This window comes from Pandoraea sp. E26 (assembly GCF_000681415.1).
In the GTDB taxonomy this organism is placed as follows: Bacteria; Pseudomonadota; Gammaproteobacteria; order Burkholderiales; family Burkholderiaceae; genus Pandoraea; species Pandoraea pnomenusa.
The window spans coordinates 1-26,116 of sequence record NZ_AYXJ01000008.1 but is presented as its reverse complement, the minus strand read 5'-3'; the positions used below and the strand labels follow the sequence as shown (position 1 = coordinate 26,116).

Here is a 26,116-nt window from a genome sequence, read left to right as displayed (position 1 = left end):
TGACAAGGATTCCGGCATGCGGCCGATTTTGGACATTCCGTCCCTCATGCGGAGCATGGCATGAAGGGGCTTCGCTTCGACACGCTGTTCGGCCGGCTCGCGGTGATCATCATTGCGGCGCTGGTCATCAGCCATTTCTCGTATCTGACGATCCTTCGCAGCGATCACGACGAAACGCGCGTTCAGAACGCCGCCGAGCAGATGGCGTTCATCATCAAGGCCGCCGCCGAGGTGCACGACGGCAACTCGGCGCTCACGCTGCCCGACCTCGTGCAGGTCGTGCCAGTGTCGTTCGCGCACGGCGACGTGTTCGAGCCCGCGAGCAAAAGCGCACGCCTGACCACCGAACTGGCGCGCCGGCTGCCCGCCGGGACGCAATTGCGCGTGGAGCGCACGCCGCCGCCGCGCATCTGGGCGCGCCTGCCCAACCGCGACTACTGGATTGCCACGCCGGTGTTGTCCGTGCGAAATCCGCCGGGCACGGCAACCATTCTTCCGGGCCTGGCCGCCGTGCTGGGCATTACCGTCATCTTCGCGCTGTTCGCTGCCTGGCAGTTGCAGCGCCCCGTGCGCGACATGGCCGCGGCGGCCGAGCAACTGGCCACGCATCGCGTGCGCACGCAGGTCAAGGAGCGCGGCCCGCTAGAACTGCGGCAGTTGACAGAGCGCTTCAACCGAATGAGCCACGACATCGTGCAAACGGACCGGGAGCGCAACACGATGCTCGCCGGCATTGCCCACGACTTGAAAACGCCGCTCGCCCGCTTGCGCCTGCGCGCGGAAATGCTCGAAGACATGCAGATGAGCGAAGGCATCACGCGCGACGCCGAGTCGATGACCCGTATCGTCGATCAGTTCCTGCTGTTCGCCCGAGGCGTCGAGATGGAGGGCGCGGCGTCGCCGGTGGAAGCGCGCATCCCAGCCTTGATCGCACCGTTTCTCGACCAGGGCTATGCCATCGATCTGGATCTTCAGGCCGGCCCCGGCTTCAAGCTGAAGCAGACGTATCTCGAGCGCATCGTGAACAATCTGCTCGATAACGCCGTGACGTACGGGCGCGCGCCGCTCACGATCCGAACATCACAGGACCCGGGCGGCTGGCGTCTTGTTATCGAAGACAGCGGCCCCGGCATTCCCAACGAGGACATCAACCGTATCGTGCGGCCCTTCGTGCGCCTCGATCCGGCGCGCGGCGGCAATGCACACTGCGGGCTGGGACTCGCCATCGTCGACAAGCTCACGCAGCAACTCGGCGGCCGTGTGTCGTTCAGCAACCGCCCTGCCGGCGGCTTGCAAGTCACCTTGATGTTCCCTCCGGACGATACGAACGCCGCCTAGCGCGCCGGATGCCGACGATGAAAAAACCCGCCATCGATCAACGAAGGGCGGGTTTTTTTCGTGCGTGGCGCTGCATCACATCAAGCCACAGCCAGGCGATCCGGGTTGGGGGGCAATGCGATAACTGGGCTGCTGCTTTACTGCTCTCAGGGACACGGTGAAGATGGCCGCCGCTTTGCGCCGGCGCCTGTTGGCACGCGTTGCCGCGACGCACCGCCCCCAACCTCTCCCTGGCATGTGACCGGCAGCGCCGGCCCGACGTTTGCCGGCGGCTTACTTGATCAGGAACTTCTCTTTGTTCTTCCCGACCCATTTCGGCGCGCGGCCGCGACCCGACCACGTTTCGCCCGTCGCCGGGTTCATGTACTTCGGCGCGATCTGCGCACGAGCGGCGCGACGACGGCCATCCGTGGCCACCAGGCCCAGGTCTTTCGCCGTCAGTTCGTATTCCTGGATCTTCTGTTTGACTTCTGCAATGACCTGAGCCACTTCACGGGCGCGGGCCTCTTCGATCTGCTTTTCGATCTTTTCGCGCTGGGCGACGAGTTCCTTATAGCTTGCCATCTGGCGTGTCCTTACGTTGTTAAAATGGATCGCCACTTAAAATAACACGAGTTTTAATTATTTGAAAACCGCATTTCCGGCAAATGGGGTTTGAGACGCGAAAAAGTAATGAATTATCCGAGTGGCACCTCGGAATATGCACAAAGTCAGGGCACGATTCCGGGAATACCGCCGGATTGTTCACATCATAATCCCAGCGCATGCCACTTCAATTTCTTCGAGATTCCCGGTGAATCCGAGGGGCCTGTCATCAGGACTCCACAATGCCAATTTAGTTCACTACGCATCGAACAAGACGTGGAAAGCATTCCCCCTCGACTCGCGGGAGCGTCCCGACTTCTTTTTCCCGATAATTCGGCGCGGCAAAATATACGATCGCAAATACTTAATCGCTATCCGATCAGTCTGTTATCCAAAGCAGCGTCGGCACTCGGACGATTCGCATCGGGGCGACGCAAACTACGGATACCAAACGACAAATCCCGGCCAATCCGTCCATATGGCTTTCGGCGAACATTAATGACGCCTCCGGATTTCGACATGCCTGTCCATCCTAATGAACGTTTCCTCGATATCGGAGCTATCCGCAATCGAATTGTCCACGATGAGCGTTCGCGAGTCGGTATTATCAAGGTCCACCGGAGAAATGGCGCTTATGACGGATCCATTGACGTATACGTCAAACTCATGCGGCAATGTCATTTCCCTAAACGCAGGAGTTTTCGTAAGATGGGGCCTAACGCCCGCTGTGGCCTGTCAGGTCTGGATTTGCCCCGTATATCCAGATTGGAAACATCGAAATTAAGCCATTCCTGATTTGTCGCAATCGGCGAATACTCGCGCCGACGCCATGGAGACACTGCCCGCGCATGAGCCCTTCGCCCGTCACTTCGAGTTCGCCGTTCGACACCGACGCGCCGGTCCTGCGCACCGAGCGCACGATCCTGCGTGCTTGGCGCGCCGACGATCTGCCGCCGTTCGCCGCGCTCAACGCCGATCGCGAGGTCATGCGGCACTTCCCGACAACGCTCGACCGGGCGCAGAGCGACGCCGTCGCGCTTCGGCTGGCGAAGCATCTGCACACGCACGGCTACGGACCGTGGGCACTGGAAATTCCCGGTGTGACGCCGTTCGCCGGATTCGTCGGCCTCATGCGCGTCGGTTTCGACGCGCCGTTCGCGCCGGCGGTCGAGATCGGTTGGCGGCTGGCGCAAGCCTGGTGGTCGAAAGGGTACGCGACGGAAGCGGCCATTGCCGCGGCGCAATTCGCCTTCGACACGCTGCGGCTAAGCGAGCTCGTATCCTTCACGGTGCCGGCGAACGTGCGCTCGCGCGCGGTGATGGAGCGCATCGGCATGCGCCATTGTCCCGACGAGGACTTCTTGCACCCTTTGATTCCCCCGGGGCACCGCCTGCGTCGTCATGTGCTGTACCGGCTCGAGGCAGACGCGCTGGCGTGCGGCACGCGGTAGGCGTCGCCTCCGCGATTGAAGCGCCTGTTTAATTCGTGGGAGAATTGCGCTCTTTGCGCCAGCAGCCTCCCCCATCGTGTCGCGCGCCGTCATCATTCCGCTCATCATCGCCTGCGCCCTGTTCATGGAGAACATCGACGCCACGGTGATCACCACCTCGCTGCCTGCCATGGCACGCGATCTCCATCAGGATCCGATCTCGCTCAAGATGGCGCTCACCGCCTACGTGGTCGGGCTGGGGATCTTTATCCCTGTCTGCGGCTGGGTCTCCGATCGGTTTGGTGCACGAAACGTATTCCGCACCGCGATCGGCATCTTCATGGCGGGCTCGATCCTGTGCGCGGTATCGTTTTCGCTGCCGACCTTCGTGTTCGCCCGCTTTCTGCAAGGCGTTGGCGGCGCGATGATGGTTCCGGTCGGTCGTCTCGTGATCTTTCGGACCGTGCCCAAACATGACCTCGTCAAGGCCATCGGGTATCTGACCATGCCAGCGCTCCTCGGCCCGGTCATCGGCCCGCCGCTCGGTGGCGCGATCACCGCCTATTTGCACTGGCGCTGGATTTTCTTCATCAACATTCCCGTGAGCCTGCTCGGCATCTATCTCGCGGGCAAGTACATCGACAACGAACGGGGCGGCAACGCGGGACGCCTCGACACGCTCGGCTTCATTCTCTCGGCGCTCGGCAGCGGCCTGCTCATGCTGGGTCTGGCGCTGATCGGCGAGCACCAGGTCGACAACGGCGTGGTGATCGCGATGTGCGTCGCGGGTGCGCTGTGCGTCCTTGCCTACTGGCGTCACGCCAATCGGGTGCAGGCGCCGCTGCTCGACTTCCGGCTGCTGCGCATTCCGACGTTCCACGCCAGCGTGGTGGGCGGCTCGCTCTTTCGCATCGGGCTGGGCGCCGTGCCGTTCCTGTTGCCGCTGGCGTTGCAGGAGGGACTGCACATGGACCCATTCGAATCGGGGATGATCACGTGCGCCTCGGCGTTTGGCGCGATCTTCATGAAGGCGATCGCCCAGCGCGTGCTTGCGAGATTCGGCTTCCGGCGCGTGCTGATCGTCAACGCCGCGCTCGCCGGCGTGGCGCTGTCGTCTTATGGCCTGTTCACGCACGACACGCCGGTCCTTGTGATGCTCGCCGTGGTGGCGTTCGGCGGTTTTTTCCCCTCGCTGCAGTTCACGTGCCTGAACTCGATCGTCTACGCCGACATCAAGAGCGCCGATGCGAGCCGCGCGACGAGCCTCGCGAGCGTGGTCCAGCAACTGTCGCTGGGGCTCGGCGTAACGATCTCGGGCATGGTGCTGCAAGCGAGCAGTCGCCTGGCCGGTCACGACCGACTCACCGCCAGCGACTTCCTGCCGGCGTTCCTCGTGATCGGCCTGTTCTCAGTGCTCTCGATCCCCATTACCCGCCAGTTGCCCGCCAACGCCGGGACCGAACTGGCGCGCAAGCGCTGAAACCACGACCCGGCACGACGTCAGGACTTCGCGCCGGACCGTGTCGCGACCGCGTGAATCGCCATCCCGATCAGCATGGCGACGACGAAGATCAACCCCTTGCCCGAGCCCGCGCCGAGCAATACCAGCGCCGGCCCCGGGCAGATGCCCGCGATCCCCCAGCCCACGCCGAACACCAACGCGCCGACGACCAGCCGCTTGTCCAGCTGGCGCAACGCGGGCCACGCACGCGGCTCGCCCGACCACGCAAGCGGGTTTGCGCGAGCCAGACGGAAGCCGACGAGCCCGACCGCGATGGCGCCGCCCATCACGAAGGCGAGCGACGGGTCCCAGCGACCGGCAAGATCGAGAAATCCAAGCACTTTCGCGGGGTTCGCCATGCCCGCGAGAATCAGCCCCGCGCCGAACGCGAGGCCGCCGATGAACGCGAATGCGAGCTTTTTCATGCGGCACCTCCCACGTTGAGCACATGGCGCACGACAAAGACCGTCAGGAAGCCGGTCGCCATGAAGCAGAGCGTGGCGACGAGCGAGCGCCACGACAGCCGCGACAAACCACACACGCCGTGGCCACTCGTGCAGCCCGAACCAAGCCGCGTGCCGAAGCCCACCAGCAGTCCCGCCGTCACGAGCATTGCCGTGCCGGCATCGATCTGCGCCTCCGGCACCACTGCAACCAGACGGTACGCCCAGGGCGCGAGCAGCATGCCGACGATGAAGGCGATCCGCCAGCCCACGTCGCCGGCATACGGTCGCAGCAGGCCCCCCACGATGCCGGAGATCCCGGCAATGCGCCCGTCGGACAGCATCAGCCAGACGGCTGCGGCGCCGATCAGAGCCCCACCGGCGAGCGCCGACCAGGGGGTGAAATGCAGAGTATCGAGTGTCATGGCAATCAGGCTTTCGGACAGAATTGGGCGTAGAGACAGGCGAGCACGGCGAGCACCGCGCCGTCGGCCACCGAGTAATAGATGCGCTTGCCCTCGCGACGGGTCGTCACGAGCGCTTCGGTGCGAAGCACGGCGAGTTGCTGCGAGAGCGTGGGCTGACGAATGTCGAGCTGGGCTTCGAGCTCGCCGACCGACAGCTCGCCCTGCGTCAATTGGCACAGGATCAGCAGACGGTCTTCGTTGGCCAGCGCCCGCAGCAGGGCGCTAGCTTCCTGCGCGGCCGCGCGCAGCGGCGTGACGTCGAGCGCACCGGCAACGGCCTTGGCGCCCTTAGCGCCCTTTGCGTCCTTATCGTCGGTGTCGTCCGTGTCGGCCGCACCTCCCCCCGTCCCCGTCGGAGCGACGGACGGCGTCGATTCGGCGGACAGGGCCGACAGGAGGGATAGCGTGCTGGTTCGGGGCATGGCAGGATCGAAGCAAATGGGAAAGTCGGGCGCGACGCCATGTCGCACCCCTCGCAAGCCGTTCTCCATTTGTCACCGGCATCGCGTACACTTTACTGGTTTATAATATATCAATTCATAAATTATTGCAGGAGCCGGTCATGTCAGCCACCTCAGCACACATCGAAGCCTTCTTCGACAACGTCACCGCCACGGTGACTTACGTCGTGTTCGATGCCCCGGGCGGCCGGGCGGCGATCATCGACCCCGTGCTCGACTACGATCCGAAGGCGGGCCGCACGCATACGGCGTCGGCCGAGCGGGTGCTCGCTTTCGTGGCGGACAAGCAACTCACCGTCGACTGGATTCTCGAGACGCATGCGCATGCCGATCATTTGTCGTCGGCGCGCTGGCTCAAGGAGCATGTGGGCGGACGCATTGCCATTGGCGCGCACATCCGCGACGTGCAACACGTGTTCAAGAAGCTGTTCCATCTGGGCGCGGACGTGCCGCCGGACGGCTCGCAATTCGACCACCTTTTCGAAGACGGCGAGACGTTCGCGATCGGCGCGCTGCAGGCCGAGGCGATGTTCGTGCCGGGCCATACGCCCGCCGACATGGCCTACCGCGTGGGCGACGCCGTCTTCGTGGGCGACACGCTCTTCATGCCCGACGTGGGCACCGCGCGCTGCGATTTCCCCGGCGGCAATGCCCACACGTTGTTTCGCTCGATTCGCCGTTTGCTGTCGCTGCCGGAAGCGACACGTCTGTTCATGTGCCACGACTACCCGCCCGCCACGCGCGCGCCCAACTGGCAGACGACGGTGGCGGAGCAGCGCCGCGCGAACATTCATGTGCACGACGGCATCGATGAAGACGCCTTTGTCGCCATGCGCGAGGCACGCGACCGCACGCTCGAGATGCCCACGCTGATCCTGCCGGCGGTACAGGTCAACATTCGCGCCGGGGACATGCCCGCGCCCGAGGCCAATGGCACGCGTTACCTGAAGATCCCGCTCAATGTGCTGTGAGTTGCCCGGCCAACGCTTCGCGCGCCTGCGTGACCCACGTCGGCTCGCCGCGACGCGCGGGCAGCAGGTGAAACTCGGCGTCGGGCAGCGCCGGTAGGCGGCGCCCGGGCATCAGCGTCTCGATGCGTGCGAGCCCGGGTCCCGCCGCCGAGGCATTCAGGCAGGCCACCCCGAGTCCCGCGCTCAACGCCAGCTTCAACCCCGCCACCCCCGACGCCACATGCGCGATCGTGTATGGGACGCGATGCCCGTCGAGCCATTGCGTAGTGAACCGATGCAACGCGCACGTGTCGGGCAACACCAGCAATGGCAACGGCTCGCCCGCTGACAGCGCCAGGTCGGCGGCGGCTACCCATTCAAGCGACTCGCGCCCCAGCGCGCGGGTGCCGGCCACGGTGTCGCGCCCGAGCGATTTGCCGAGGATGCGCATCGACAGCCCGATATCGAAGTCGCCGGTCTCGTAGCCGGATTCGATCTCGCCGCTTTTCAGAATCGTTACGTGAATGCGCAGCGCCGGATACGCCACCCCAAGATGCCGCAGCATGCGCGCCACATCGCCGGGGCGGAAGTAATCGGTGATCGCCAGTCGCAACTCTCCCGCCAGCGAATAGCCGCGCACGTCATGCCAGGCGTGCTCCGACTGGGCAAGCAACTGACGCGCATGGGCGAGCAGGCGCTCGCCGGCGGGCGTGGTGGCAACACCTTGCTTGCCGCGCGTGAACAAGGTCACCCCGATGCGCTCTTCGAGCTTGCGCATCTGCTCGCTCACCGACGACTGCGACAGGAACACGCGCGGCGCCGCGGCGGAAAGGCTGCCCGCCTCGGCTACCGCGACGAAGGTGCGCAGCTGATCGAAATCGAATCCGGGGATCATGATTTCATCCATTCAAGAAACCGATGGATGAAATCGTATATTCCCGCTTTTCCGATGTCAAACCGGCCCCTAGACTGAAGGCGTTGTTTCCACAGTCCTTCCGATCCAGGAGTCACACCATGCCGCACATCGTCCTGCAACTCTCGGGCACGCCCAACGACACGCTCGCCCGCCGCGCCGTGCGCGAAGTCTCGCAACTGACGGTCGACACCTTGCACAAGGCACCGGACGTCATTGCAATGACCGTCGAGTTCATTCCTCACGAGCGCTGGTTCATCGCCGGCACGCCGCTCGCGGAACAGGGCAGGAATGCGTTCCACCTCGACATCAGCGTGACGGACGAGACGAACACGAAGGCCGAAAAGGCCCAGTTCATCGCGCAGGTGTTCGAGACGCTGTCCGGACTGCTTGGCAACGTGCATCCGTGTTCCTACATCCATGTCATCGATGCGCGCGGCGCGGCCTACGGCTACGGTGGACGCACGCAGGAATTTCGGCATCAGCACCCGGCGACCTGAAGCGCGAGCGCCGCGAATCCGTGAGCGCCGCGGCAAGCGTTCCGGCACGCCGATGGATTCCCGGCGGCTCCCGAACCGCCCCCCCATGTCGAACCATGGCGATGGCGCGTGCGGCACCGGCGGAGCGTGCCGTTCGCCGTGTCGCGGCGCCCTTCGCCCCCAGCGACGGGCCGAACATCGACTGGGGGGACGAACGCCGGAAAGCCGCGCCAATTCGACGTTTCAGGAAAGGGAAAGAAACAATTCCAACACTTTCTTACGACTATTTGCTTCGCCTCCTCGCCCTTCGCTCGTACGATGAAGGCGTACCAAGACATCGCTTTCAAAGGGGGCGAAAATGAAAAAACTAACGTTGACCATCGCACTCGTGGCCGCCACGCTCGGCGGCATTGCCGTCGCACCGGCCCACGCTCAGGTGGGCGTGTCGATCAGCATCGGCGCACCGCCGCCGCCGCGTTACGAGCCGGTGCCGCCGCCTCGCGCCGGTTATGTGTGGGCGCCGGGCTTCTGGGACTGGGACGGCCACCGTCACGAATGGCGCGGCGGGCACTGGGAACGTGCGCGTCCGGGCTATGCCTATCGCGCCCCAGCCTGGCATCAGGGGCCGCGCGGCTGGCAGCTTGATCGCGGCGGCTGGGGGCACGACGACCGGGGCCGCGATGACCGTGGACGCCGCGGCTGGGGACGGGATCGCCACGACGATCACCAACAGGACCACGACCGTTACCACGGTTGACCCGTCTCTCGGCGGTGGCTTGCGCCACTTCAGTGACGTCGACGTCGCCTCCCATGGCGGCGCAACCTTGCGGTAACCGGAACGCCGACGCTCGTGAGCGTCGGCGTTTTGCGTTCGGGGGATGACGAAACGGCGCGCGCGTGCCGGGTGCCAGCGCCGTGCGCACGTCAGTCGCGCCGGTCGCGTCAGTCGCGATTGGCCTGAATGACCGTAAGCGCGGTCATGTTGATGATGCGTCGCACGGTCGAGCTCGACGTCAACACGTTGACCGGCGCACCCACGCCCAACAGGAACGGTCCCACGGCCACGTTGCTGCCGGCGCCCGTCTTGAGCAGGTTGTAGGCGATGTTGCCGGAGTCGACGTTCGGGCACACCAGCAGGTTGGCGGCACCCTTCAGACGCGATTGCGGCAGGATGCGGCTGCGCAGGCCTTCGTCCAGGGCGCAATCGCCGTGCATTTCGCCGTCGATCTCGAGCTCCGGCGCCTGTGCCGTGACCATCTCCAGCACGCGACGCATCTTGGTGCCCGACGCCGCACTACCCGACCCGAAGTTCGAACGCGAGAGCAGCGCCACCTTCGGGTTGAGGTTCAGCCACGACATCTGCCGCGCCGCCGCCAGCGTGAATTCGGCAATCTGTTCGGCCGTCGGATCGTCGTTGACGTGCGTGTCGACCAGCGCCACGGTGCGTTTGTCGAGCAGCAGGATATTCATCGCGGCGTAGGTATTCGCGCCAGCCTGCTTGCCAATCACTTCATCGACGAAACGCAGGTGATCGTGATACGCGCCCACCGTGCCGCAGATCATGCCGTCGGCGTCGCCCAGGCGCACCATCATCGCGCCGATCAGCGTGAGACGGCGGCGCATTTCCACACGCGCCATTTCCTTGGTGATGCCGTCTCGGCAGCGCAGCTCCCAATAGCTCGTCCAGTATTGGTGGAAGCGCTCGTCGTAGTATGGGTTCGTGACTTCGACGTCCTCGCCCAGACGCAGGCGCAGGCCGAACTTCTCGATGCGGGCGAGCAGCACTTCGGGGCGGCCCACGAGAATCGGACGCGCCAGCTTCTCGTCGACGATGACCTGGACCGCGCGCAGCACGCGCTCTTCTTCGCCCTCGGCGAACACGATGCGAGCCTTGCCGCCGTCGCGCACCAGTTGCTTCGCGGCCGAGAAAATCGGCTTCATGAACGCACCGGAGTGGTAGACGAACTGCTGGAGCTGATCGGCGTACGCGTCGAAATCGGTGATCGGGCGCGTCGCCACGCCATCTTCCATGGCCGCGCGCGCCACGGCCGGCGCGATGCGCACGATCAGTCGCGAATCGAACGGCTTCGGAATCAGGTATTCCGGCCCGAACGAGAGATCGTATGCGCCATACGCGGTCGCGACGGAATCGTTCGGCTCTTCCTGCGCCAGCCCGGCAATCGCATGCACCGCCGCGATTTCCATGTTGCGCGTGATGGTCGTGGCGCCTACGTCGAGCGCGCCACGGAAGATGTAGGGGAAGCACAGCACGTTGTTGACCTGGTTCGGGAAATCCGAACGGCCCGTGGCGAGCACCACGTCCTCGCGGGCGGCACGCGCGACTTCCGGGAAGATTTCCGGGGTCGGGTTGGCGAGCGCAAGAATCAGCGGGCGCGCGGCCATCGTGGCGAGCATTTCCGGCTTGAGCACGCCGCCGGCGGACAAGCCGAGAAAGACGTCGGCACCCTCGATCACTTCGGCAAGCGTGCGCTTGTCGGTCTTTTGGGCGAAGCGGGCCTTGTCCGGGTCCATGCCGACGGTGCGGCCTTCGTACACGACGCCATCGATGTCCGTCGCCCAGACGTTCTCGATGGGCAGGCCGAGGTCGAGCATCAGGTCGATACAGGCAAGCGCGGCGGCGCCGGCGCCGGACGTGACGACCTTCACCTCGCGGATGTCCTTGCCCACGACCTTCAGGCCATTGATGAACGCGGCGCACACGGTGATCGCGGTGCCGTGCTGGTCGTCGTGGAAGACCGGAATCTTCATCCGTTCGCGCAGCTTGCGCTCGACGGTGAAACACTCGGGGGCCTTGATGTCTTCGAGGTTGATGCCGCCGAACGTGGCTTCGAGGCTTGCGATGATCTCGACGAGCTTGTCCGGGTCGCTTTCCGTGACTTCAATGTCGAAGACGTCGATGCCCGCGAACTTCTTGAAGAGCACGGCCTTGCCTTCCATCACGGGCTTGGAGGCCAGCGCACCGATATTGCCCAGACCGAGCACGGCCGAGCCGTTGGTGATCACACCGACCAGATTGCCACGCCCGGTGTACTTGAACGACGCCGCCGGGTCCGCCGCGATTTCCTGGCAGGGGATAGCCACGCCCGGGGTGTAGGCGAGCGCCAGATCGCGCTGCGTGACGAGCGGTTTGCTCGCCGTGACGGAAATCTTGCCCGGGGTCGGGAACTGGTGATATTCCAGGGCGGCCTGGTGGTCGTTGTTGGTGCTCATGGCAATGTCGTCCTCGGTGAATGTCTCGACTCTGGTTTGCGCTGCACAACCGTTCTGTCGACGGCTCCGGCGATGTCGCATCAGAGGTGAGGCCATTCTAGGCAGCCGCCAGCCGGGGGCGATTCTGAATTACTATGGGGGCATCACGTTTTCTTATAAGCCCGGCATATCGGGGGTTCCAGGGGATTCAGGACAGATGGTGGCGGTGCCATTCGATACCGGGGAAGTGGTCCGGCGCTTGACCACTCGGCTCAAGATGCGACATCTCGTGCTGTTGCTGCAGATTCAGCAGCACGGGTCGCTCACGCGGGTGGCCGAACACATGGCGACGAGCCAGCCCGCGGTCACCAGCGCACTGGCCGAGCTCGAGAGCATGCTCGGCGGCCCGCTCTTCGACCGCACCCCGCGCGGCATGACGCCCACGCCGCTGGGCGACGTGGTTCTGGCCCGCGCGCAGGCAATGGTGCATGACCTGGACCATCTGACCCGCGACATCGAAGCCGTGATGGCCGGTCACGCGGCCAGGCTCCAGGTCGGCGTGATTCCCTACATCTCCGGCAAGACGCTCGCGGCGGCCATCCAGCAAACACTCGCGCAGATCCCCCAACGGCTGACGGTCACCCTCCACGAGGGCACCAGTGAGGCGCTGATGGCGCAACTGCGCGACCACACGCTCGACGTGGTGATCGGGCGCGCGGCCGCCAGCGTCGATCTCTCTCAGGTGCAGTTCGAGGTGCTGCATCACCAGATGCCGCGCGTGGTCGCCAGCCGCCGCCTGGCTGCACGGCTCGGACGCAGCGCACCGGTATGGCCGCAGCTCGCCGAGCTCGACTGGGTCATGGGCGCCCCCCATACGCCCATGCGCGACCAGCTCTCCGATCTTTTCCTGCATGCGGGCGTGGTACCGCCGGTGCCCATCGTCGAGAGCTTCTCGTCGCGCCTGACCGGCGAGCTCCTGGCCAGCAGCGAGCGCGCAGTGTCACTGCTGCCGGCCGACATCGCGGAAGAGCTCGTGCGCATTGCCGGTGTGGCCATCGTGCCGTGGTCGCTCACCTGGACGCTGCCGCCAGTGGCGATGTTCACCCGTCGCGAGAATCCACGCGAGACGCATCGACTGTTCACCCAGGCCCTGCGCGCTCAGTACCAGTCGATGACCGGGGCGCCCTGAGCGACGGTACGCGCACGGGCAGGCCCGTGGCCAGGGAAGGAGCACAAAGTCGCGGAAGGGTCTTTTGAAGGCAACGCCGGCCAATTTCGCGAAATGCGCCCTTTTTCGCTCGTTTGCCGCCAAATCGGCGAGCAAGCGACTGGCGTAAGGTGTTGTCCATGAACGACATCGCGTCTCCCACCCCCGCCTGCCGCCCCCCCTCCCTCGATGCTTCGCCGTCGTCGGCGGCGGATGTCTCGCCCCTGCCCGGCACGTCCGGCGCCCCGATCGCCCCAGTCGGGCCATTCGCGCAGTCGCCCCGACAGATTTTCCTGCCGCCGGCGCTGCTGCCGACGCAAGTCGGTCCCGCCGGCCTACGGTACGACTTCAACGACGGCGCACGGGTGGTGATTCCCGACTTCGGCCAGCCGCTACCGTGGCGGGTGCGTATCAGCGATCTGCGCAACGACGCCACGCTCGCCGACGTCCCGCTGTCTTCCGGCGTGGTGCGCAGCCCCGCGAAGTACTACGTGCCGTATGGCATCACGATCTGGCTGAACGACGTCGTGGTCTTCGAGCATCGTTACGACGCCCGGCATCAGGACGTGCTTGTCCAGTTCCCGCTTGCCGCCCTGGGCGACGTGCTCGGCTGGCTGCCGTATGCCCTGCGTTTTGCCGATGTCCACGGATGCCGCCTCGCCTGCGTGGTCACGCCGGGGGTTGCCGCGCTGTTCCGCGATGCGTATCCCGACGTCGACTTCGTGGCGCAGGACCAGGTCGAGCGACGCAAGTACTACGCGACCTACAACGTCGGCCTGTTCTTCGACGACAAGGCGCGCCTCCAGCAACCGCGCGACTTTCGGGAAACGGGCCTGCATCGCACGGCCGCGCACATTCTCGGCGTGGACGACGGCGAGGCGCATGCGCGAACCGCCTTGCCGGACACGTCGTGCCCGATGGCGGCACCCTATGTGTGCATCGCCGTGCAGAGCACGGCGCAGTGCAAGTACTGGAACCGCCCGCAGGGTTGGGAAACGGTCGTGGCAGGCTTGCGCGCACGCGGGTTCGAGGTGGTGTGCATCGATCAGAAGCCGCGGCACGGCAAGGGCGATTTCTGGCAGACGGTGCCCGAGGGCGCCATCGACGCCACGGGCGATCTGCCGCTGACCGAACGGGCGCGATGGCTCGCCCACGCGCGCGCCTTTGTCGGACTGTCGAGCGGACTGTCGTGGCTCGCATGGACCATGCGCACGCCAACGGTGCTCGTGTCCGGCTTCACGCTGCCGCACAACGAGTTCGACACGCCGTACCGTGTCATCGCGCCGCAGGTCTGCACCGGGTGCTGGCACGATCCCGCGCTGCGCTACGACCACGACGACTTTCACTGGTGTCCGCGCCACAAGGACACCCCCCGCGCATTCGAATGCACGCGGGCGATCACGCCCGAAAGGGTGCTCGCGGCCGTGGACCGGGCGTTGGGCATAAACTAGGCGTCCCCCCACGCGAATCGCGAATCTCATGGTCTCACGCGCACGCCCCCGCACCGGCACGGCGCCCGCAGACGCCGCGCCGGCGCAAGCCCCGACCCTGCTGCGCCGCCTCCTGCGCGCGAAGGACCGCATGGACGCCGCCTCGCACGAAGCCTGGCCGGTTCGGCGCCTTGCCGCGGTGAGCGGCACGTCCGAGGCGCATTTCGCGCGCTCGTTCAAGCAGGCCTTCGGCCTGCCTCCGCATCGCTACCTGCTTACGCGCCGCATCGAGCAGGCGAACACCCTGCTGCGCGACACCGACCTGAGCATCACCGACATTGCGCTGGCCACCGGCTGGGAAAGCGTGGGCACGTTCGGCCGCATCTTCCGCGCCATTACCGGGCACACGCCCGGCAGCGCTCGCGTGGCGGCGCGGCAGGCGGGAAACGAACTCGATCGCGTGCCGTCCTGCGTGCTGAAAGCGGCGCAACGCCCCGATCTCAACATCGCAGTTTTGGAGAAGCGCCGTCGCATGCGCGACGGTAAAGTCGACACATCAACCAAGGAGCGCTCATGAACTCAGGCATCGGTGTGGTGGGACTTTACGTCGACGATCAGGATACGGCCCTCGCGTTTTACGTCGACAAACTCGGCTTTCGCGTTCATACGGACGTGCGCAATGGCCCCTATCGGTGGCTGACGGTGCAACACCCGGATCAGCCGTCGTTCCAGCTCGGGCTGTTCCGGCCCGGCCCCCCCATTCACGACGACGCGACGGCGCGCGCACTCGACGCGATGGTGGCCAAGGGTGCGATGCCGCCGCTCGTGATGTACGTGGACGACTGCCGCGAGAGCTACAACCGGATGAAGGCGAGCGGCGTGGAATTCACGCAGGCGCCAGTCGACCGATACGGCAGCGTCGACGCCGGCTTCCGGGACCCGGCCGGCAACGGCTGGAAGATGATCCAGGGGGCGCGATCGGCCGCGTGAGCGCCCTGGCGCTGCGCGCTCATGCGAAGCTCCACCGGCGCTCGGGCCCCTGTCCGACGCCGAACGTCTCGCCGAACTCACGCGCGGGCATGGGCATGCCGAACAGGTACCCCTGCCCCTCGTCGCATCCGAGCCGGCGCAACGTGTCGCGTTGCGCCACGGTTTCCACGCCTTCGGCGATCGTGCGCAGGTCGAAGCTGCGCGTCATGTCCACGAGGGCGCGAACGACCGACGCATCGCGCTCGGCGTCCATCATGGCCTGCACGAACGACCGGTCGATCTTGATTCGGCTGAGCGGATAGCGTCTGAGCTGGCTGATCGAGGCATACCCCGTTCCGAAGTCGTCGAAGGCAATGCTCACGCCGTGCCCGCGAAGGCGCTGCAACGCGTGAAGCACCCCATCGTCTTCGAGCACGATGCCCTCGGTGACTTCCAGCTCGAGTGCGTGGGGCGGCAATCCATGCCGGTCCAGCGCCGCCATCACATCGTTGACGATGTTCCCCACGCGAAACTGCAAGCCGAACAGGTTCACCCCCATTCGGAACTGCGGCGCGCCCTGGCGGCGCCAGAACGCGGCCTGCGAGCATGCCTCGTCGATCACCCACGCACCGACGGTGGCCGCGAGCGGCCCGCGTTCGAGCGCCGGCAGGAACGCCGCAGGCGAGAGCAGGCCGCGCTGCGGGTGTCGCCAGCGAATCAACGCTTCGGCGCCGGTGAGCGAGCCATCGCGCAAATCCACCTGCGGCTGGTAGAACAACACGAACTCGCCGTCGCTGACCGCGCGGTGCAGTTCGATGTTGTAGACGCGGCGCTCGACGGCCTCCGCGCGCAGCGCGTCGACATAGACGAAGACCTGGCCCGGGCCGTGCCGTTTGGCGCCCGAGAGTGCCAGGTCGGCATTGCTGATCAGGCGCAACGCCTCCATGGCATGCAAGGGCTTGACCGCGATGCCGCAGCATGCCGTGACCCGCACGTCGAAACCGTCGACGACCATCGGCTCGGCCACCGCGGCAGCCGCCACGTCCGCAAGACGCCGCGCTTCGACGGCCGTACTGACTCCGGGCAACAACAGCCCGAACTCATCGGCGCCCACGCGCGCGACCGTATCGATCGGCCGAACGCTGCGACACAGGCGCCGCGAGACTTCGCGCAGGATAGCGTCGCCCACCGCGTGGCCGAGCGTGTCGTTGACGTCCTTGAAGCCGTCGAGATCGAGGATCACCACGGCGGCGCCGTTGCGGCACACCGACGCCGCCTCCGTGTCGCGATAGAAGCGCGCGCGATTCGCCACACCGGTAAGCGCATCGGTGCTCGCCAGACGCCGGTCCGCGTCAGCCTCGCGTCGCGCCACGCCCAGGTCGTGCACGTGGGCGTTGAACGTCGGCACGCCGTTCTCTCGCCAGCAAAACAGCGAGACGCTCATTGGGAACTCGGTACCGTCCTTACGCAATCCGAATAGATGTTCCGGCATGGTCATGCCGTCGACCGTGCCCGCGAGCACAGCCTGTTCGAAGTGGTCGTACAGCGGCCCTCGCCCTCGATCGGAGACAAGCGACAGGACAGCGCGCCCGCGGCCCTCGGCCACGTCGTAGCCATAGAGCGAGGCAGCGGCCTGGTTCCAGTCGAGGATTTCACCGGTGGCACTGAAGCGGATCATGGCCGTCGGCGAACAACGCTCGGGCTCGGCGAACGTGTGCCGGTCGCGCTCGATGAACAATTCGACGCGGCGCAGTTCGAGACGATCGGACGCCATCTTCGCCAGTTCGCGCAGGCGCTCGCGATCCACGCCGGAGAAGTGCGGGTTCGGTTGCGTGTCCAGGATGCAGATCGCCCCGAGCGCATGACCGCCGACCGACAGCAGCGGCACGCCGGCGTAAAACCGAACGCTCGTGGCGCCGGTGACGAGCGGATTGTCGTGGAAACGCTCGTCGGCGTGCGTGTCCGGCACGACCATCACGCCGTCCTGGAGAATCGCGTGTGCGCAGAACGAGGCGTCGCGACTCATGTCGACATTCTCGCAACCAAACCCCGTGGCCGCGGCAAAGAACACGTGATCATCGCCAACCATGTTGACCGCGGCCACCGGCACGTCGAACATGCGCGCGGCGATCTGGACAACGGCATCGAGACTCGGCAGCGGACGGTCACTTCCCAGACCGTATTCAGCCAGCGCCGCGAGTCTCTCGGTTTCCATCGGCGATACAGGGGGACACTTCATTGTCGGTCTCCTCGCCTGAAAGCGGTTGAATGGACTCTCTCTGGTCAATCCTTGATTCGAAGAATTATACGAGGAAGGCAAGCGCTTTCGCAGACCCTTTAATTCGTCGTGCAAATGGTATTTTGAATAACGGGATGAAGACAGGCGGTACGGTTTCGCCGCCCCCCCTCAAGCCCGCGTTCGAAACGCGCCGAAACCCGCACCCAATGGGCGGTGGGGATTTCAAACCCGGGTTTTGAACGGTCGTTTAAAGGACCGCCCACCCGCGACGCCGGCATGCGCGGCGATCGCCACGGCGCTTGCGACACCGCGGCTGCGACCGGTCTGGGCGTGGCAATTGCGCCACCGATATCACTCGGGACGGCGGCGAAACGCCCACCAGCCTGCGGCTGCGGTGCCGGTAGCGACAATCGCCACGAGCACCCAGAAGCCGTGTGGATGATCCGAGAGCGGAATGCCGCCCACGTTCATGCCGAAGAAGCCCGCCACGATGTTGATGGGGAGCGCCAGCACGGTCACGACCGTGAGCGTGTAGATGGTGCGGTCCGTGCGCTCGCTCACCATTGCCGCAATCTCTTCCTGTAGCAGCTTGATGCGCTCGAGCAATGCGCAGAGGTCGTTTAGCACGACCGCGAACTCCTCCGTCGCCTGGCGAAACTCCTGCACGTCTTCCGCATGCCCCCAGGCTGGCGGGCGGCTGAGCAGGCGAAACAGCGCGGCAGGCTCCGGCGCCAGCAGACGTTGCAGCCGAACGAGCACCCGGCGCAGCGAGCCCAGATCGGCGCGATTGCTCTCGATGCGCTGCTGCAACAGGCGGTCTTCGACCGTATCGACCCGGCGGCTCGTCTCGCGCACGATGCGCTCGAGCACGTCGGCCTGGTCGCGCAACAGGTGCACCAGCAGCGCAAGCGGCGAACGGAAGGCATCGCCGCGTTTGACCGACGCGCGCAGCTTGTCGATCGAGCGCAATGGCTTCACACGTCCGGTCACCAGCAGTCGCGCGTTGGCCGCCACACGTAGCGTCGAAATTTCGGACTGCGCGATATCGAACGCGAAAATCACATCGTTGATGACGGCCAGCAGCCAGTCCTCGGAATGTTCAATGCGCGTGGAGCGCGACCCCTCGCTCAGGCTGTCGTAGAACTCGCCGGGGAGCGTCAGGCGCTGTTGCAGCCACTTCTCGCACGCCACATGCGCGAAGTTGAAATGCAGCCATAGAAACCCTTGCGCGCGCTCGCCCTGTGCCAGCCACGCCAGCGCATCGTCCGAATCGATCGGCTCGGGCGACGCGCCATCGACGAAGCGGTAGCCATAGATCAGGCCGGCCTGATCGCAGCCGTAAGCGTTGTGAACCAGGTCAGCGAACATGCGCGCGGTGTCTGAACGAGCGAGGGGAAGGACGGTCGCCGCACCGCATGGCGGTGGGAGGGACCATCATGGCAATGTCATATTTCGCTTTCATGACAGCGTTTTTGCCGACACCCCTGCCCGTCGACACACTGGCGCCCCCGTGCTTCAGGCGATGGCCGAGGTCGCCAAGGGCGTCACGTTCGCCAGCGCCATGCGATTGTCATAAAATCGTCGCATACTCGGTGCTGCCTCACGGGCGCGCCAAACGCGGCCATCCGCCCGGCGCCACGGCGCAGGCCGTCCGCCCGCCACCACCCGGACGTTACGGGTGTCCTTCGTCTTTCCGGCCCGCAAGAGATCGCCGCCATGACCAAATTCGATTCCGACGCCGCCCATACGCCCGACGACAGGCTCGTGCGCCGTCTGCAGGACGACCTGATCGACAGCTACGACGAAGAGATCGAGATGGAGATCGACGATCTTCGCCTGCCCGGCCTGAACGACCTGACCGATGCCGCGCGAGACGATCGTCTGCACTATTTCCGCGAACTGTTCCGACTGCAGGGCGAGCTCGTCAAGCTCCAGGACTGGGTGATCCGCAGCCGACACCGTCTGGTCGTGATCTTCGAAGGCCGCGACGCGGCCGGCAAGGGCGGCGCGATCAAACGCATCACCCAGCGCCTGAATCCGCGGGTATGCCGCGTGGCCGCCCTGCCCGCCCCCAACGACCGGGAGCGCACGCAGTGGTACTTCCAGCGCTATGTGCAGCATCTGCCCGCAGCGGGCGAGATCGTGCTGTTCGACCGCAGCTGGTACAACCGCGCGGGCGTGGAGCACGTGATGGGATTCTGCACCCAGAACGAATACGAGGAGTTCTTTCGCTCGGTGCCCGAGTTCGAGAAGATGCTCGTGCGCAGCGGCGTCCAGATCGTCAAGTACTGGTTCTCGATTTCCGATGAAGAGCAGGAAGCACGCTTCATGGCGCGGATTCAGGACCCGCTCAAGCAATGGAAGCTCAGCCCGATGGATCTCGAGAGCCGTACGCGCTGGGAGAAGTACACGGTGGCCAAGGAAGTGATGCTCGAACGCACCCATATTCCCGAAGCCCCCTGGTGGGTCGTGCAGGCCGACGACAAGAAGCGCGCCCGGCTGAACTGCATTCACCACCTGCTCGCTCAGGTGCCGTATCACGACGTCGAGCGCTCGCAGGTGGTGCTGCCCGAGCGCGCACGCAGCGACGACTACATGCGTCACCCCGTTCCGCCCGAGATGATCGTGCCGGAAATCTATTGACGTCCGGCGCCGATGGCGCGAAGCCGCCCTTGCGGCGTCATGCCATCGGTCAGGCGGCCCGCGCGCCTGCCGCGTCCCGCCCCTGGTATACCGGGAGTCCGGTGCGCCCGGGCGGGATCGGCAGGCACAGCGTCACGCGCAAGCCACCGCCCGGCGACCGGTCCAGCCGAACACTCCCCCCGCGCCCTTCCACCAGACGGCCGACGAGCGCCAGGCCGAGCCCGCAGTGTCCCTCGCCGCCGCGCGACGCATCGAGCCGCACGAACGGCCGCATCGCCAGCGCCACCTGATCCTCGGCGATCCCCGCGCCGCAGTCGCTCACTTCGATGTACCCCGCCGCGCCGTCGCGCCACGTTGCCAGCCGCACCGGCGGCTCGCCATGCTCCAGCGCGTTGTCCACGAGATTCGACATCACGCGATCGAGCAACGTGCGCGGAAGCTGAAACGCTTCGCCCGCGCGCAGGTGAGAAACGAACAGCGAATCCTCCGCCGGGAATTGCTCGCGCAGGAACGCGTCGACGCTTACGAGCGGGCTCGTGTCGGCCTCGTCGCGGGCATACGCGAGGAACTGCTGCACGATGTGATCGATGGACTTGATGTCGCGCACGAAACCTTCGCGCGAGCCTTCGTTGTCGATCAGGTCGGCGCGCAGACGCAGTCGCGTGAGCGGCGACTTCAGGTCGTGCGCAATGCCGGCGAGCATGATCGCCTGATTGTCCTCCGCTTCGGCCAGGCGCTTGGCCATGTCGTTGAACGCGTGCGAGAGGTCGCGCAGTTCGTGCGGCCCCTGCTCGGGCAGCAGCGCCGGGCGCCGCCCGCGCGCGATCACGCGGGCGGCCTGCGCCACGCGGGCGATGGGCCGCTGCATTTGCCAGGCGACGAGCAGCGCGAGCAGCACGGCGCCGATCAGAATGCCGAGCGTCTCACGCACGAACGGCGGCATGGGGGGCAGATCGAGTCCGATGACGATCCATTCCGTGTGCCCGGGCAACAGCACCCACAGATTGCCCCGCTTGCGCTCGTTGACCAGATGCAACTGCGTGCCCGCTGGAAGACGCGAGAGCAACTCGTGCCGCAGCCGCGAGGCACGCGCGTCGTCGGCTTCGGCGGCAAACGTCGGCGCGTCGGCCAACGGCACGCGGCGCAAGCCGTGCGGCGGCGCGAAACTGCCCGGATCGACGGCGCGCTGATCCACGCTCTGAATGGCCACGAGCAGTCCGCGCGCAAAGCCGTCGACCTGCTGGCGAGGACGCTGATAGAACACCAGTGCGCTCCACACCAGATGCATCACCAGCAAGACGGCGATACCCAGCCATGCCATGCGCGCGAACAAAGAGTCGCGCAGCAACCGCCGCCAATTCACGCCGCCGACTCCCGCCATGCGCGCATGGCGCCAAGGTTCGCCGCGGCTGGCGCAAGCGCCACGCCGCCGGGGGCACCGCGATCGTCCACGCCACCCGCACCGCCCGTGCCTTGCGCACCACCGGAGCGCTCGCCCGCCTCGGACGTCGCGTCCTCGGCCAACTCACCACCCGGCACGAACACGTACCCCTTGCCGCGAATCGTCTGGATGTAGCGCGGCGCCGACGGGTCGGCTTCGATGAGACGCCGCAGGCGCCACACCGGCACGTCCAGGCTCCGGTCGCGAAACGCAATGCCGTCGCCGTACAGCATGGCGTGCAGCTTCACACGCGGCAGCACCTGCATCGGGTGGTGCGTGAATGCCTTGAGCATGGCGAACTCGGTGTCGCGCAGCGGCAGCCGCTCGCCCTCGCGCTGCAACGTGCGCAGCCCGTAATCGAGCTCGAACGGCCCGAAGCGATACGGCGCGCGTGCATCGGGTGCGCTCGCCGCCACGGGGCCCCGGCGGCGCAGCACGGCGTGAATGCGGGCGAGCAGTTCGCGCGGATCGAACGGCTTGGCCAGATAGTCGTCGGCCCCCAGCTCGAGCCCGAGCGCCCGGTCGAGCGGCCCGCCGCGCGCGGACAGCATGATGACCGGGATGTCCTCGCCGGCGGCTCTCAGGTCCTGGAGCGCGCGCAGGCCGTCGCGCTCCGGCATCATGATGTCGAGCAGAATCACCGACGGGCGCTCGAGTTCGAGGCGGCGCAGCAACGACGCGCCGTCGTGCAGCACCGAGACCTGCATGCCGTTGGCATGCAACAATTCGCGCAACAGGTCGCGTACGACCGGATCGTCGTCGACCAGAAGAACATGCAGACTCATGGATCTCTCTCGGTAATTGAAACGTGGCGCGCCTGTCCCCTTGAACATGATGCGTGCTCCCCTCGATGTCGAGATGCACCGAAGTTTGCACGTTCGCCCGTTCCGGCGTCGGCCGAAGCATCTTATAGAATGGCGCTCAAGCCCTGTTCCGGAAAGGATTGGAAAGGCGCCTCCGGACCACGACGAAAGCGACGTGCTCGCGAAAGATCAAAAAAGCATGAAATAAGGCGACGTTGCACGACATAACGCGCAATTATAGCTTTCGCACCCTACCCGCGCCGACACCACGGCGTTGTCCGTATCGCCCGAGACGGGCATCGGAGGCAGCATGTGCCGAGCCATCTTCACACTGTGCGGCCCCATCGCCATGTGCGCCGCGCTCGCGTGTCTTGCGCACGCCGGCGCGCAGGCCGCGCCGAACGCCTTGTCCGGCGGCGCGCCGGGGGCTTCCGAAGCGTCCGCGGGCCCCGCCGCGCAGGACGAGCTGCGCAATTTCGGCCACGATCCGTTTCTCCACATTTCATCGGCCATCGCCGACTGCCCCACCCCGCTGGGCCCCGCGATGCGTGAATCGGACTGGCTTGCCGACGCCCATCATCGCATCGAGAAGGGCAACCACTGCTGGCTGGAGGGACGCTGCCGGCTGTCGAACAGTTATCGATACGACACCGAGATCGCCGAGTCCGCCCAACGCCGGCTTTCGAGCCTTGCCGTCGCGTTGCCGTGGGCGAAGCAAACATCGCTCTGGCTCACGTTCCAGCGGCGCATCGTCGTCGTGCAGGGCTGCGTCGCGCCGGGCTTTCCCGTGGCGAAATTCATCAAGGCGCTCGGCGAGACGGCCGACGTCGAAGCCGTAGTCGATCAGATCGTCGTACGCCGCCCCGGCACGCCGCCCCCGCGCCCGACCTACCCGACGCCGGCGCACCCCGAACCACCGGCCGGCGCGCGCCCGCTGCCGTAATGGCGCCGCGGTTCGCACTCGTCGTTTGGCTGGCCTGGCTGGCCTGGCCGCGCGCGAGCGCGCCGGCCTATCTCAGCGCCCGCGTCACACGCGCCATTCCGGAAGACGCCGTGCTCGCCACAGGCATGCTCCAGCACGGCATTGGCTCGCCACGCCGCTCAGGCGTCGTCACCGGAAGGCGCGGACAACGCCGGGGCGGCTATATGGGTTGACGGGGATGAAGGGGCTGGAAGGGCAGGATGGGCCGAAGGGGTCAGCGTGGCCAGCAGTGCCGCCACGTCCGGATATGCCAGCCGGTAGCCCAACTCGCGTTTGAGGCGCGTATTGTCGAGCCGGCGCGATTCCGACATGAACGACAGCAGCGTCGGCTCCAGCACACATTGGGCTTCGGCGCGCGACACGCGCGGGGCCCGCGGCAGCCCGAGCGCGTCGGCCACGCGATCGAAGTACTCGCCCATGCGCCATTCCGTGTCGTCGCTCGCGTGAACCACGCGTTGCGCCTTGCCTCGCCACATCGCGCGAATCAGGATCGCGGCGAGATCGTCGGCGTGGATGTGATTGGTGAAGACGTCGTCGGCCGGCAGCAGTGCCGGCGTGCCGCGCTGCAGACGCCCCACGGGCAGACGGTCGGCCGCGTAAATGCCGGGAATGCGCACCAGCGTCGTGCGCCATGGCGTGCGACCTGGCGCCGATCGACGCCAGGTCGCACGCACGCCGCCGGCGGCCGGGCTCATGGCCCGCGCGGGTCCCGCTGCCAGGGTGCGGCGCGTGTTCCGGGCGTGCGATGACGGACGACCCAGCATGCGCACGGTGCGCTCCGCGTCGACGCGCCGCTGCCCGCGCGGCGAGCGTGGCGATGCCGTACGTGTCTCGTTCACCCGGGCGCCGCCACAGTCGCCGTACACCCCGCTGGTGCTCGCGTAGACCAATACCCGACGTGGCTGTCGTGGCACGGTCCGATGGCCCCCGTCGGGTACAATGGCAGGCTTCGGCGCACGGGTCAGTGCGGCGCGCAACCGGCGGGTGCGAAGGTCCAGCCGGCCGCTGCCTGCCACCCCGGCGGGCGGCGCCAGATGCAACACCCGTGGCGCCAGATGTCCGATGCGATGCAGGCTCGCGGCATGGTCCAGGTTGGCGACGACGGGTACGGCACCCGCCGCGCGCAAGGCCGGGTGACGCGCATCGCTGGAGGTCACCGCGAAGACGCGAAAGCGTTTGACGAGGGCCGGCAGCGCACGCATGCCGACGTCGCCGCAGCCCACCACCAGCAGGCGCGGACGACCGAAGAGTTTCGACGAATTTTTCATTTTTCGGATTGTAGTATGGCTTACAACGTTACCCTCGTGCCGAGCGGGCGCGAGTTCCAGGTCGAAGACGGCGAGGCCGTGCTTTCCGCGGCGCTGCGTCAGGGCATCGGGCTGCCTTACGGCTGCAAGAACGGCGGTTGCGGGTCGTGCAAGGCCAAGCTCGTCGAGGGCGCCGTCGAGCATGGTGCGCATTCGAGCTCCGCCTTGTCGAAGGACGAGGAAACACGCGGCTTCGCGCTGCTGTGCTGCGCGCATGCCAAGAGCGATCTCGTCGTGGAATCGCGCGAGGTCAAGGGCATCGGCGATATCCCGGTCAAGCGCCTGCCGTGCCGCGTGAATGCGCTGGAGCGCCGCGCCGACGACGTGATGGTCATGCGCCTGCAACTGCCCGCCAACGAGCGGTTCCAGTACCTTGCCGGCCAGTACATCGAATTCATCCTGAAGGACGGCAGGCGCCGCAGCTACTCGATGGCCACCGCGCCCCACGAGGAAGGCTTCATGGAACTGCACCTGCGCCACATGCCCGGCGGGGTGTTCACGGACCACGTGTTCGAGCACATGAAAGTGCGCGAGATCCTACGCTTCGAAGGCCCGCTGGGGACCTTCTTCCTGCGCGAGGAGTCGGACAAGCCGATCGTGCTGCTCGCCTCTGGCACCGGCTTCGCGCCGATCAAGGCCATTGTCGAGCATGCCGTTCACAAGGGGCTCACGCGGCCGATGACGCTCTACTGGGGCGCGCGTCGGTTGAAAGACATCTACATGCGCGAACTCGCCGAGCAGTGGGCGCGCGAGATCCCGGGTTTCAGGTTCGTGCCCGTGCTCTCCGAGGCCGCGCCGGAAGACCAGTGGCAAGGCCGCACGGGCTTCGTGCACCGCGCCGTGGCCGAAGACCTGCCCGATATGTCGGGCTACGAGGTATATGCCTGCGGCGCGCCGGTGATGGTCGAGTCGGCACGCCGCGACTTCGTCGCCCACCACCGGCTGCCAGAAGACGCCTTCTTCGCCGACGCGTTCACCACCGAGGCCGACAATCCGGGCGGCGGTCAGTGACACGCGGCGCCGCCTGGCGCCGGCCCGCAGATGCACGCGCGCCACAGTGCGCGCATACCCTTTGACAAGCGCCGCCTGAGCGCTTTATGCTTGCCGACATGAACCTGATTGCCATCGCCTCGATCCGACGTCGCCGTACGCTGCCCCATCCGGGATGCCGCGCGGCACGCTATCGACTGCGATAACACGCAAGTTCTCAAGCACAGCGAAGCCACGGGCAACCCCCGTGGCTTTTTTTATTTCCTCGTCTCTTCCACCTTGCCCTTCGGAGACCGTCATGTCGCTTGCTCCCCCGTCCGCCACCCCC

Annotated in this window: 24 protein-coding genes; 13 read left to right on the top strand and 11 right to left on the bottom strand. The window is 66.1% G+C overall.

Going from position 1 to position 26,116, the window contains the following annotated elements; genetic code table 11:
• The first annotated feature begins 60 nt into the window (after positions 1-60).
• Complete coding sequence (locus tag W930_RS0105115) at positions 61-1,338, top strand: ATP-binding protein (RefSeq protein ID WP_023872089.1); 1,278 nt, start codon at positions 61-63, stop codon at positions 1,336-1,338.
• 273 nt (positions 1,339-1,611) lie between these two features.
• Here the strand turns inward: W930_RS0105115 and W930_RS0105110 are convergent, their stop codons facing one another.
• Positions 1,612-1,902, bottom strand: coding sequence for an H-NS family nucleoid-associated regulatory protein (locus W930_RS0105110; RefSeq protein ID WP_023594626.1), 291 nt, complete (start codon positions 1,900-1,902; stop codon positions 1,612-1,614).
• Positions 1,903-2,771: 869 nt separating this feature from the next.
• Here W930_RS0105110 and W930_RS0105100 point away from each other — a divergent pair.
• Positions 2,772-3,374 carry a GNAT family N-acetyltransferase gene (locus tag W930_RS0105100; RefSeq protein ID WP_023872091.1) on the top strand — a complete coding sequence of 201 codons (603 nt, stop codon included), beginning with the start codon at positions 2,772-2,774 and terminating at the stop codon, positions 3,372-3,374.
• Between the two features lie 76 nt (positions 3,375-3,450).
• On the top strand, positions 3,451-4,833 hold the full coding sequence (locus W930_RS0105095; protein WP_023594623.1) for an MFS transporter: 1,383 nt from the start codon (positions 3,451-3,453) through the stop codon (positions 4,831-4,833).
• A 20-nt stretch (positions 4,834-4,853) separates the two neighbouring features.
• On the opposite strand, the gene W930_RS0105090 is transcribed toward W930_RS0105095, so the two are convergent.
• The 3 genes from W930_RS0105090 to W930_RS0105080 are packed head-to-tail and all read right to left on the bottom strand — an operon-like array spanning position 4,854 to position 6,012.
• Positions 4,854-5,279, bottom strand: coding sequence for a DUF6691 family protein (locus W930_RS0105090; RefSeq protein ID WP_023594622.1), 426 nt, complete (start codon positions 5,277-5,279; stop codon positions 4,854-4,856).
• Positions 5,276-5,722 carry a YeeE/YedE family protein gene (locus tag W930_RS0105085; RefSeq protein WP_023594621.1) on the bottom strand — a complete coding sequence of 149 codons (447 nt, stop codon included), beginning with the start codon at positions 5,720-5,722 and terminating at the stop codon, positions 5,276-5,278. Before W930_RS0105085 ends, W930_RS0105090 begins: the two co-directional genes overlap by 4 nt.
• A 5-nt stretch (positions 5,723-5,727) precedes the next feature.
• Positions 5,728-6,012 carry a helix-turn-helix transcriptional regulator gene (locus W930_RS0105080; protein ID WP_023872093.1) on the bottom strand — a complete coding sequence of 95 codons (285 nt, stop codon included), beginning with the start codon at positions 6,010-6,012 and terminating at the stop codon, positions 5,728-5,730.
• A gap of 314 nt (positions 6,013-6,326) precedes the next feature.
• Here W930_RS0105080 and W930_RS0105075 point away from each other — a divergent pair, with 314 nt between their 5' ends.
• On the top strand, positions 6,327-7,196 hold the full coding sequence (locus W930_RS0105075) for an MBL fold metallo-hydrolase (RefSeq protein ID WP_023594619.1): 870 nt from the start codon (positions 6,327-6,329) through the stop codon (positions 7,194-7,196).
• Here W930_RS0105075 and W930_RS0105070 read toward each other — a convergent pair.
• Positions 7,183-8,067 (bottom strand): LysR family transcriptional regulator, encoded by an 885-nt coding sequence (locus W930_RS0105070; protein WP_023872095.1) that lies wholly within the window; start codon positions 8,065-8,067, stop codon positions 7,183-7,185. The two genes, W930_RS0105075 and W930_RS0105070, sit on opposite strands and share 14 nt — an antisense overlap.
• Before the next feature lie 122 nt (positions 8,068-8,189).
• Between W930_RS0105070 and W930_RS0105065 the strand changes: the two genes are divergently transcribed.
• Positions 8,190-8,588, top strand: a complete 399-nt coding sequence (locus tag W930_RS0105065; protein WP_023594617.1) for a 4-oxalocrotonate tautomerase — start codon at positions 8,190-8,192, stop codon at positions 8,586-8,588.
• A gap of 337 nt (positions 8,589-8,925) precedes the next feature.
• Positions 8,926-9,324, top strand: coding sequence for a YXWGXW repeat-containing protein (locus W930_RS0105060; RefSeq protein ID WP_023594616.1), 399 nt, complete (start codon positions 8,926-8,928; stop codon positions 9,322-9,324).
• 185 nt (positions 9,325-9,509) lie between these two features.
• On the opposite strand, the gene W930_RS0105055 is transcribed toward W930_RS0105060, so the two are convergent.
• A complete protein-coding gene (locus W930_RS0105055) occupies positions 9,510-11,798 on the bottom strand; it encodes an NADP-dependent malic enzyme (RefSeq protein ID WP_023594615.1) in 2,289 nt (762 codons plus the stop codon).
• Between the two features lie 205 nt (positions 11,799-12,003).
• On the opposite strand from W930_RS0105055, the gene W930_RS0105050 reads away from it, so the two are divergent.
• From W930_RS0105050 to W930_RS0105035, 4 genes are all read left to right on the top strand, one after another.
• Positions 12,004-12,966, top strand: coding sequence for a LysR family transcriptional regulator (locus tag W930_RS0105050; RefSeq protein WP_023872096.1), 963 nt, complete (start codon positions 12,004-12,006; stop codon positions 12,964-12,966).
• A gap of 158 nt (positions 12,967-13,124) precedes the next feature.
• A complete protein-coding gene (locus W930_RS26135; protein WP_024788584.1) occupies positions 13,125-14,435 on the top strand; it encodes an autotransporter strand-loop-strand O-heptosyltransferase in 1,311 nt (436 codons plus the stop codon).
• Between the two features lie 28 nt (positions 14,436-14,463).
• The gene (locus tag W930_RS0105040; RefSeq protein ID WP_023872098.1) at positions 14,464-14,991 is read left to right on the top strand and encodes a helix-turn-helix domain-containing protein; all 528 of its coding nucleotides are present in this window, start codon (positions 14,464-14,466) and stop codon (positions 14,989-14,991) included.
• Entirely contained in the window at positions 14,988-15,404 is a 417-nt protein-coding gene (locus W930_RS0105035) for a VOC family protein (RefSeq protein WP_023872099.1), read from the top strand. The genes W930_RS0105040 and W930_RS0105035 overlap by 4 nt, the downstream gene beginning before the upstream one ends.
• Before the next feature lie 19 nt (positions 15,405-15,423).
• Here the strand turns inward: W930_RS0105035 and W930_RS26130 are convergent, their stop codons facing one another.
• Both W930_RS26130 and W930_RS0105025 read right to left on the bottom strand, forming a co-directional pair.
• Positions 15,424-17,622 carry a bifunctional diguanylate cyclase/phosphodiesterase gene (locus W930_RS26130; protein WP_023872100.1) on the bottom strand — a complete coding sequence of 733 codons (2,199 nt, stop codon included), beginning with the start codon at positions 17,620-17,622 and terminating at the stop codon, positions 15,424-15,426.
• Positions 17,623-17,973: 351 nt separating this feature from the next.
• Positions 17,974-18,990 carry a transporter gene (locus W930_RS0105025; RefSeq protein WP_023594611.1) on the bottom strand — a complete coding sequence of 339 codons (1,017 nt, stop codon included), beginning with the start codon at positions 18,988-18,990 and terminating at the stop codon, positions 17,974-17,976.
• A gap of 348 nt (positions 18,991-19,338) precedes the next feature.
• Between W930_RS0105025 and ppk2 the strand changes: the two genes are divergently transcribed.
• Complete coding sequence (gene ppk2, locus W930_RS0105020; RefSeq protein ID WP_023594610.1) at positions 19,339-20,265, top strand: polyphosphate kinase 2; 927 nt, start codon at positions 19,339-19,341, stop codon at positions 20,263-20,265.
• A 49-nt stretch (positions 20,266-20,314) separates the two neighbouring features.
• Here ppk2 and W930_RS26125 read toward each other — a convergent pair whose 3' ends face one another.
• Both W930_RS26125 and W930_RS26120 read right to left on the bottom strand, forming a co-directional pair.
• Positions 20,315-21,628: an ATP-binding protein gene (locus W930_RS26125; RefSeq protein WP_235195514.1), complete on the bottom strand. Its 1,314-nt coding sequence runs from the start codon at positions 21,626-21,628 to the stop codon at positions 20,315-20,317.
• Entirely contained in the window at positions 21,625-22,491 is an 867-nt protein-coding gene (locus tag W930_RS26120) for a response regulator (protein ID WP_023872102.1), read from the bottom strand. The genes W930_RS26125 and W930_RS26120 overlap by 4 nt, the downstream gene beginning before the upstream one ends.
• A gap of 328 nt (positions 22,492-22,819) precedes the next feature.
• Between W930_RS26120 and W930_RS26115 the strand changes: the two genes are divergently transcribed.
• The gene (locus W930_RS26115; protein WP_023872103.1) at positions 22,820-23,452 is read left to right on the top strand and encodes a hypothetical protein; all 633 of its coding nucleotides are present in this window, start codon (positions 22,820-22,822) and stop codon (positions 23,450-23,452) included.
• Positions 23,453-23,610: 158 nt separating this feature from the next.
• Here W930_RS26115 and W930_RS26110 read toward each other — a convergent pair whose 3' ends face one another.
• The gene (locus W930_RS26110; protein ID WP_023872104.1) at positions 23,611-24,759 is read right to left on the bottom strand and encodes an NAD-dependent dehydratase; all 1,149 of its coding nucleotides are present in this window, start codon (positions 24,757-24,759) and stop codon (positions 23,611-23,613) included.
• A 15-nt stretch (positions 24,760-24,774) separates the two neighbouring features.
• Between W930_RS26110 and W930_RS0104985 the strand changes: the two genes are divergently transcribed.
• Positions 24,775-25,809, top strand: coding sequence for a CDP-6-deoxy-delta-3,4-glucoseen reductase (locus tag W930_RS0104985; protein ID WP_023594605.1), 1,035 nt, complete (start codon positions 24,775-24,777; stop codon positions 25,807-25,809).
• Positions 25,810-26,116: the final 307 nt, after the last annotated feature.

Coding starts and splice junctions, on each gene's coding strand:
- ppk2 (WP_023594610.1), top strand. CDS start 19,339: ATGACCAAATTCGATTCCGACGCCGCCCATACGCCCGACGACAGGCTC.
- W930_RS0105035 (WP_023872099.1), top strand. CDS start 14,988: ATGAACTCAGGCATCGGTGTGGTGGGACTTTACGTCGACGATCAGGAT.
- W930_RS0105065 (WP_023594617.1), top strand. CDS start 8,190: ATGCCGCACATCGTCCTGCAACTCTCGGGCACGCCCAACGACACGCTC.
- W930_RS26120 (WP_023872102.1), bottom strand. CDS start 22,491: ATGAGTCTGCATGTTCTTCTGGTCGACGACGATCCGGTCGTACGCGAC.
- W930_RS0105025 (WP_023594611.1), bottom strand. CDS start 18,990: ATGTTCGCTGACCTGGTTCACAACGCTTACGGCTGCGATCAGGCCGGC.
- W930_RS26135 (WP_024788584.1), top strand. CDS start 13,125: ATGAACGACATCGCGTCTCCCACCCCCGCCTGCCGCCCCCCCTCCCTC.
- W930_RS0104985 (WP_023594605.1), top strand. CDS start 24,775: ATGGCTTACAACGTTACCCTCGTGCCGAGCGGGCGCGAGTTCCAGGTC.
- W930_RS0105075 (WP_023594619.1), top strand. CDS start 6,327: ATGTCAGCCACCTCAGCACACATCGAAGCCTTCTTCGACAACGTCACC.
- W930_RS0105090 (WP_023594622.1), bottom strand. CDS start 5,279: ATGAAAAAGCTCGCATTCGCGTTCATCGGCGGCCTCGCGTTCGGCGCG.
- W930_RS26130 (WP_023872100.1), bottom strand. CDS start 17,622: ATGAAGTGTCCCCCTGTATCGCCGATGGAAACCGAGAGACTCGCGGCG.
- W930_RS0105055 (WP_023594615.1), bottom strand. CDS start 11,798: ATGAGCACCAACAACGACCACCAGGCCGCCCTGGAATATCACCAGTTC.
- W930_RS0105100 (WP_023872091.1), top strand. CDS start 2,772: ATGAGCCCTTCGCCCGTCACTTCGAGTTCGCCGTTCGACACCGACGCG.
- W930_RS0105115 (WP_023872089.1), top strand. CDS start 61: ATGAAGGGGCTTCGCTTCGACACGCTGTTCGGCCGGCTCGCGGTGATC.
- W930_RS0105110 (WP_023594626.1), bottom strand. CDS start 1,902: ATGGCAAGCTATAAGGAACTCGTCGCCCAGCGCGAAAAGATCGAAAAG.
- W930_RS0105040 (WP_023872098.1), top strand. CDS start 14,464: ATGGTCTCACGCGCACGCCCCCGCACCGGCACGGCGCCCGCAGACGCC.
- W930_RS0105085 (WP_023594621.1), bottom strand. CDS start 5,722: ATGACACTCGATACTCTGCATTTCACCCCCTGGTCGGCGCTCGCCGGT.
- W930_RS26110 (WP_023872104.1), bottom strand. CDS start 24,759: ATGAAAAATTCGTCGAAACTCTTCGGTCGTCCGCGCCTGCTGGTGGTG.
- W930_RS26115 (WP_023872103.1), top strand. CDS start 22,820: ATGTGCCGAGCCATCTTCACACTGTGCGGCCCCATCGCCATGTGCGCC.
- W930_RS0105060 (WP_023594616.1), top strand. CDS start 8,926: ATGAAAAAACTAACGTTGACCATCGCACTCGTGGCCGCCACGCTCGGC.